Genomic DNA, 7,679 nt, shown 5'->3' with positions numbered 1-7,679 from the left:
GTATCCGAGGTTTTCGAATTCCTTGATCTTAGCTGCTGGATCATAGCCAAACTCATCTCCTGTCTGACCATTGAGTGTTTCTGTGAATTTAACGGATTTATCGCTAGTATCCACAAATTTCACACTACCTATTTGAGCTGCTTTCGCATACACCACTGTCTCAACGAGATCATAGTTTCCTGTTGAGATGAGATCAGCTGTGTCGATATCCCCAACTACAGAAACTGGAGTAACTGTACCGTAGTTTGAAGTGACAGACTTAACGGAATAGCCGGCAAGAGTTGGAAGAGCTTGACCTTCAAGAATTGTATCTCCATCCTTAGCTTTCCAAGAATTCCAAGTCACCGAGCCCGTCACTTCATTTCGAGTTCCTGTTCGCTCATATGTGACTGTTGTTGTATAAGGAGCTGCAACCTGACTACTATCTTCTTCTTTAATATAGTTAGTAGTTCGAGTAAAGACTAACGGATTATCTGTCACTTGAGTAGTCTTAGGAGTCAACTCATAAGTGAATTCTTGAACATTTCCATCAATCGTATCGTATGTTCCTGTTGGGTCATAACCATCCCGATTGACGACCGTATAGCCCATCGCTTCAAATTCCGCGATTTTTGTAGCTGGATCCCAGCCGAAAGTCTCCGCTGTTTTACCATTCAGGTTCTCTGTGTACTGAACACTTGAATCAGTAGTGTCAACGAACTTAACTGCTGCAACTTGTGGGTTTGCAGTATAGTAGTACGTAACGTCTGACCCTGTAGAAGAACTGTAAACCAAACCGAAATAGGCAGTCATCCGTACAGAAGCTGTCTTAGTTGGAGCAGAATTTTCCAGCAAATGTACATACGACAACGTAGCGGGTAGAATCGCGCTGCCTGGATTACTTGCTGAAACTTCAACTGGAGAGTCAGAAACGGTTGGCAAAGCTAAAACTTCTGCAGGAGTAAAACTAGATACATCATCTGGGTACCGAGCCAACAAACTAGAAGGGTTTCTTAATGGATATACTCCCGTCTTATCCGTTGTGAAGTAATCTCCAATCTTTTTAGTTGCATTTACAGGTGAGTTTAAAGTATGCCCTCCTGATAATGTAACACCGTCAGCCCGGGTGGCCGCAAATAGTTTATCTGTGATAATATTTAAAGTTCCAGCTTCCAATTGAGCGAAAAACTCCTCTGGAGAAGGAGTACTTGCCGCATCCCCAATAACTTGATAATACTCAGTGTATAATGTTGAAGTTTCTGTAAAAACTAACTTTCTGTAAAACTGTGTTTCCTGTGTCCCAATAATTTTACGATCTTTGTTATCAGAGTCATAGATATTAATTGGAAAACTTGACTTTTGATAGAGTACATCACCAGCTACATAATTCCGTCCATGGTTAATATAGGCATCTGTATTCCCTGAGTCGCCAACCAATGTATATCCAGGAATATCAATTGGTGCGGTTGTATAAGAATCGTATCGCCAACCCTCTTGAACATAGACTGGTGCTAGTTCGGCACCTGTAGTTTTGTCTCTATATTTAGTCAACTGATACGTATACGGACTAACAGTCACACCAAAAGCATTAACAAGGGAATTATCTGTATTTACTGCCCCCTGTAGGAAAATAGAATCCAATCTTTTATTTGAGCCAGTAGCAAGAGAGTAGGTGGCCGTTGGCAGATTTGAACCACGAACCCGAATAGGTGTGTCGAGACTAATTGTCCCACCATCGAAAGCTATCGTTGTCTCCGCAGGCTGGGTCAAATCAACAACAATACTAGCTTGAATAGAGTTGGTATTGTTGGCATCTACTTTTGTTAAGTAAAGCTTAGTTGGAATATCATTCCCAGCAGCATCTGTAGCTGTGTCTTCCATTCGAGTAGAATAGAGGAGATAGCTGGTTAAAACATTATTCGTATATTCTCCAGCTACAGCTTGAACATGGTAACCATTAGGATCTTGAACGGGTGGAACAAGCTCTGTGACAGAATAACCATCTCTAGCTTCAGGTGTAGCTGAAGGATTGGTACGGAAACCTGAAGAACCTGAAGTCGTTGGTTCAGAAACCAGAGTTTCGTCTTCTTTTTTCTTAGTAACAACAAATGATAAAATATTAGTTTGCTTTTCAAAAATTTGTTGTACTAAAACTGGAGACTGGCCATCAGCAAGTTCATACCCATCAGGTAAATCTGCAATGACTTTTACATATGTCGTTGCATTCAAACGATTGGTCTCAACAGCTTCAGTATGAGCTGTACGAGAAACACGTTGTCCAGTCTCCTCATCAATGTATCGAACCTGGTAGGTAATACCTGCTGTCCGAACATCACCAATTGCTTCCTCATCAGTAGCAATCTGATTGATTTGTTTCGCTACTTCCTCGCCATCTTCAACAGTTAAAGTGGTTTCAACTGGTGCTATAAGTTCAGCAGCAGAAACAGTCGAAGACTCCTGAGAGCTATTATCTGTAATTTCAGATGATGCTGACTCAGAGCTAAGTTCTGAACTCTCATTTAAAGCTTCAGAAGATTCATTAACTATTGCCGACTCACTTTCAACATCCTGCGATGTAGTTGAATCCAGCGAACCTGAATTCACTGAAACCGATGAATCTAAACCTGTTTCTGCAGAAGTTACTGAAGAACTTGAAGTTTCATCATCTGTTTTGATTGACTCAGGCTGAGTAGAATCTGTAGTTGGCACTATCGTTTCAGAAATTTTCTCTGTTGAGCTAGTTACACCTTCAGTAGAAGTAATCTCTTGCGCTGAAACAAGTGGACTACCTGCTAGAAGTAGGAAGGCCGCTATGACCGTGGAACCTACACCAACATTGAATTTCCTTATTGAAAAACGATATTGCTTTTCACCAAACATACGCTTCTTTTTTTGAAACATATCTTTTCTCTTTTTCATGATAGACTCCTTTCAGTTTATCATCATTATACTATCATATCTTGAGACATTCTGCAAGCAAAAAATATGCAAAAAACGCCGTACACATGGAAAATTTCTTCTCTCCTTTTGCCCATGCACCTAGATGTTGTAAATCATGATAAATATTTACCACCTTTTCCTCGATTTCCAAATAATTGTGGCAAATGATTCTCCAACTGGACAGAAATATAGCGTTGTTTGCGTCGGTAACTCCGCTTCTGCTTAGGAAAGATTTTCATTTGCAAGAGATGGAGATAAGCCTTACGAATATCATTTAAATTGAAGGCTGCTCGCTTATCTAAGGTTTGATTCTTATCTACTCGGTAAACCACATCTAACAACTAATGTAGGCACTCAACCGACCAATGACCGCGAATAACCTGAGAAAAAGTCTGTACGTCACTCTCGAAACGGAGGATAAAGTATCGAACTTCTTCCGTAATGACGCCGTCTTTATCAATATAGTTAAATGAAATAAAAACAATACTTTTATACCCGTGGTGCTAGTTCATTTCAAAATAGCGTAAGTTATGAGCTAGAATAATTTGTTCCATTCGTAGCTGTAGTCCAGCTATCCCTCTAGCAAGTGTATGTTCGATGTCAAAGAAACGACACAGTTCAGAAAAACGTATTGCAATAGTTCGTCTCAGAGCCATCACCTTCCAATCATTATGTTCTTAGGCCCCTGTCATGTTTTTACGAAATGGCGTACATAGATGGTAACCTTGTTGATCTAAGTCCTTCTTGAGTGCACTGCTCAGGTAGCCTAAATAACCTAGGATAACCGATAGCTTACACCCCTCTAATAGCTAAAAACCCACCTCGATATCGTGGACAGAGGCGGGTGTAAGCACATAGTTAAAAATATAATCAGATAAGGTCACCAGCATATGAACCTTGAAGCCGTAGAACCTAAGATGTATAGAGGCATTGTGGCAAATATTGGCTAATACTTTAAAAATGGTAGGTCTGTGATTGCGAACGGGTTGGCAAAGTGGCAAGGGAAAACTATCTATAATGGATAGTTTATCAGATGGAAGCATTTCACTCATAGCTTTTCGGATGAATTGGACGATCCAAATCAATTGTTTAGACCGACGATTGAACCGACTTCTTTCTAGTAACTGACCACAAGGAAAGAGGTGGCAGATGGTGTAGAAATGGCCTTGTGATGTTATGCCTAGTTCTGCTTGTAACAAAAGCAAGACAAGAAGAGATTCATCTGAAACTTTGGCTAAACTATCATTAGGCCGATGTTTGAAGGAATCTGGACAATAGTTTTGGTAGGAGTGATGACAAATTTGTGATAATTGGCGTACATTCCATTGCAAATGATGAGATTTTAGCGGTATACTGTAAGTGGCTCATTTGGACTAACCTCCTGTATGTTTCATCACTTAAAGTATGGTCCATTTGGGCTTTTTATTGTAGTTTGAAATGAACTAGCACCACGGGTATTGTATACAAATAGGTTTCATTCCTAAAAGTATGAGTGTTAGTCTGAAACTAACAAAATTAACTTCCTTTCTAGCTTAATGTTACAACTAGAATTAGCATTACTACTCCGCTCGCTCAATATCTTCTCTAACTTCCTTGGCGTTGAACTTAGCGAAAAGATACTGGCGGTCTTGAACAGGGAAACGTTGGTCTAGTTGATCTACTGGGCCAACCTCGATATTTCCTTGTGAAATGATATAGTCCATGACATGCCCACCGAAGGTCAAATCGTCTGAGATAAAATGCAAATGATAACCTGCCACACTGACCCCGTGAAAAATCTCTGGTGTCCAAATACCAACAATGGTGCCTGAAATATTCTCAGCGGTATACTCAGGCTGGCGACTTGCCACTTCCGTGAAACGGACATCCGAAGCCGATTTAGGAATCATACGAACATGCATTCGTGAAAATGTTCCTTTTATTTTGATGGAGCGGAAGAGATTTTCTCCATCATAATAGGATTCAATCCGTTGGTGTAACTCATCGCTGGTCATTTCAAAGCGTTGCTTGAAAATCACTTCTGCCTCATGGAAAATAACCGCCGCATAGGGAACCTTCATATCAGAAGGAACTTCAACCACTTCTGGTTTCTCCCCTGCCCCCTTGGCCTGATAAGCCTTTCCATCTAGGACAATCAGCTCACCATCAATAGAATCCAGAGTTCCCAAGCCTAAATCACCATGTTCCAGCAATTCGCCAACCGTCAAGGAACCGCCATACAGTCCAGCCATCAAGGCACCGAGTGTATTGTATTGAAATAATCGATTTACTTGCATAACTTACTCTTCATTCAAAAATTCTTGCATGGCCAAGTCATCTGGCACCAATTGGATATAACGGCTAGCTTGCTCTCTTGCCTCCTCCAAACGACCAAGTTGACGTAATAACCCTACATAATCAACCAAAAATTCAGGATTCTCAGCCAATTCTCCAACCAATTCATCGTAAAGCGCAATAGCTTCATCTTCTCTTTCTAGAGCTTGATAGGCTTTGGCCACATTCCAACGCGCCAAGACATTGTCCAGCTCCTCGTCAAAGAGGGCCACAACCTCATCAAACCGCTCCTGCTCCAAATAGAGATTGGACAAGCGGAGGGCTAATTCATTACTATCATCTGCCACCTCTTTTACCTTGAGAAGATAGTCTTCAGCAGCTTCCTCATCGTGCATTTCATAGGCATACTGAGAAGCTTGCAGCAAGAGATTGGCATCAAAATCATTTTTGGCCAAGCCCTTTTCTGTCATTGCCAAGGCTTCTTCAATCTTATGCTCGGCATGAAGGGATTGAGCGTAGGCATATTCATAGCCCTCAAAATCAGGATTGATGGTATCCAGCTGCTTGAAGTAGAGATTGGCCTTTTGGTATTCTTCGCTTTCAAATAGCAGAGCAGCTAACTCAAAAACAGTCTGGTCATCGTATTCCAACTCGACAGCTTTTTCCAGAAATTCAATGGCCGCTTCAAATTTCCCCAAACTTGCATAGGCAAGACCGATTCGCTGGTAGGTAGAAACCCCAGTTAATTCGTAGATTTCACGATTATCCAGCTGGGCATAGTAAGAGATGGCTTCATTAAAAAATTCCAACTCCATATCCAACTCTGCTAAGCCAAATAAAATAATTGGTTCATCAGATATGTGACTAGCTTCTAACAATTTCTCACGCGCCACATCTGACAATCCTTCTGCCTGATATAGGTCCGCCTTGACCAACAAGACTTCTAGATAGGCAGGACTGTCTTCTGAAATTTCCTCCAAGTATCCGAAAGCTTCTTCAACCTGGCCATCCTCAAAAGCAATCTGAGCCAGTTGTAAGGCTAACTCAGGAAAGTCAGGCAAGAGCTTGATATAGATATCCCGTGCCTGATGAAAGAAACCAATACTTTCCAGATAAGTGGCCAAGGATAAGAGCGTGTCGCTGTCATCTTCTGCCAAGGCACGTTTGAAATACTTATCTGCCTTCTGTAAATCCTGCTCTTGCAGGCAAATCAACATTTTTTCACTATTATTCATCTCGAACCGTCTGTTCTCCTTCCTCAACATATAAACCGCTATACTCTCTATACCAGTTAAAAGCCGCCTTGACCACTACCTTAATAGAGGCATAAATTGGAATTCCTAACAAGACCCCTAACACACCATACATCTGACCAGCAGTCAACAAGACGAACAAAATGGTAATGGGGTGAATACTCAAAGAGCTACCAATAATAAGTGGAGTTACAAAACGACCTTCAATGGTCTGTTCCAACATGAAAACAATCAAAACCTTGACCAACATGACAGGTCCAGCAATCAATCCTAACACTACTGCAGGAATCATAGCCAAAAATGAACCCAAGTAGGGTATCAGATTAAGGAAACCAGCCATAACCCCCAAGGTTACAGGATAACTAAGTCCAATCACTGAAAACATGACAGAAAACATGAGAGCAACAATAATAGCGACCGTCACCTGACCACGAACATAGTTAGACAACTGAGCATTGACATCTGTCAAAACCTTGCTGACGGATGAACGCCATTTTGTCGGTAAGTACTGGGTGACATGAGCATTTAACTGTTGACCATCTCGCAATAGATAAAAGAGGATGAAAGGCATTATCAATATTGCTACAATTATCTGAGAGGCCGTTGAGATCAAACTACTCGCCCAGTTTACCGCACTAGATGAAAATTTCTGCGCATAGGAAACAATTTGGTCATTGACCTTATTCAAAATTTCCAAGGCAGTTGGACGGAACTGTTCAAATTGTTCATTTTCCAATAAGGTCGTCACTTGACTTTCAATCTTTTGAATATTAGACGGCAGATTTTGGGCGAAAGAAACGACCTGCCCTTGAATACTTGGAATAACAACAGCCAAGCCCCAAACCAAAAGCATGCCAATCAATGCAAATAAGACCGAAATAGCAGCTGTCCGTGTAATCTTATATTTCTCTAACCAATCCACAATAGGATTTAAGAGATAATAGAGCAAACCGGTCAATAACATAGGCAGGAGAATAATTTCAATAAAACTCCCAAGTGGCTTCAGCAAAAAGCTGACCTTAGTAAAAACAAAAATAGTTAACAGAACCAATAAGGTTACTAGAAAAAAAGTAACAGCCTGATTGTTTACAAACCACTTAAAAAACCAGGACATTCTAAATCGTTGCTGCTGTTCATCCATCTCGCTCACTCCTCATTCTTTTTCTCTATTGTATCATGTAATGGAGTATTTTAGACAAAGAAACCATAGGCTTTCTCAGACTTTACAGGAGA

4 protein-coding genes and 2 pseudogenes are annotated in these 7,679 nt (G+C 40.9%); all 6 read right to left on the bottom strand.

Going from position 1 to position 7,679, the window contains the following annotated elements; translation table 11 throughout:
- On the bottom strand, positions 1 to 2,898 hold a 2,898-nt coding region (locus ACHBIE_RS01545; protein ID WP_394732537.1), incomplete at its 3' end, for a YSIRK-type signal peptide-containing protein.
- A gap of 134 nt (positions 2,899 to 3,032) precedes the next feature.
- Positions 3,033 to 3,386 (bottom strand): annotated as a pseudogene (locus ACHBIE_RS01540) (ISAs1 family transposase); the annotation flags it as partial.
- A gap of 36 nt (positions 3,387 to 3,422) precedes the next feature.
- A pseudogene (locus ACHBIE_RS01535) lies at positions 3,423 to 4,287 on the bottom strand (IS982 family transposase).
- Positions 4,288 to 4,478: 191 nt separating this feature from the next.
- On the bottom strand, positions 4,479 to 5,195 hold the full coding sequence (budA, locus tag ACHBIE_RS01530; protein WP_394732536.1) for an acetolactate decarboxylase: 717 nt from the start codon (positions 5,193 to 5,195) through the stop codon (positions 4,479 to 4,481).
- A 3-nt stretch (positions 5,196 to 5,198) separates the two neighbouring features.
- The gene (locus ACHBIE_RS01525; protein WP_394732535.1) at positions 5,199 to 6,428 is read right to left on the bottom strand and encodes a tetratricopeptide repeat protein; all 1,230 of its coding nucleotides are present in this window, start codon (positions 6,426 to 6,428) and stop codon (positions 5,199 to 5,201) included.
- Entirely contained in the window at positions 6,421 to 7,587 is a 1,167-nt protein-coding gene (locus ACHBIE_RS01520) for an AI-2E family transporter (protein ID WP_394732534.1), read from the bottom strand. The genes ACHBIE_RS01525 and ACHBIE_RS01520 overlap by 8 nt, the downstream gene beginning before the upstream one ends.
- Positions 7,588 to 7,679 lie beyond the last annotated feature (92 nt).

This window comes from Streptococcus sp. A23 (assembly GCF_043674155.1).
In the GTDB taxonomy this organism is placed as follows: Bacteria; Bacillota; Bacilli; order Lactobacillales; family Streptococcaceae; genus Streptococcus; species Streptococcus suis_V.
Note: the sequence above shows the minus strand (reverse complement) of the source record. Positions and strands in the feature narration are given on the sequence as shown.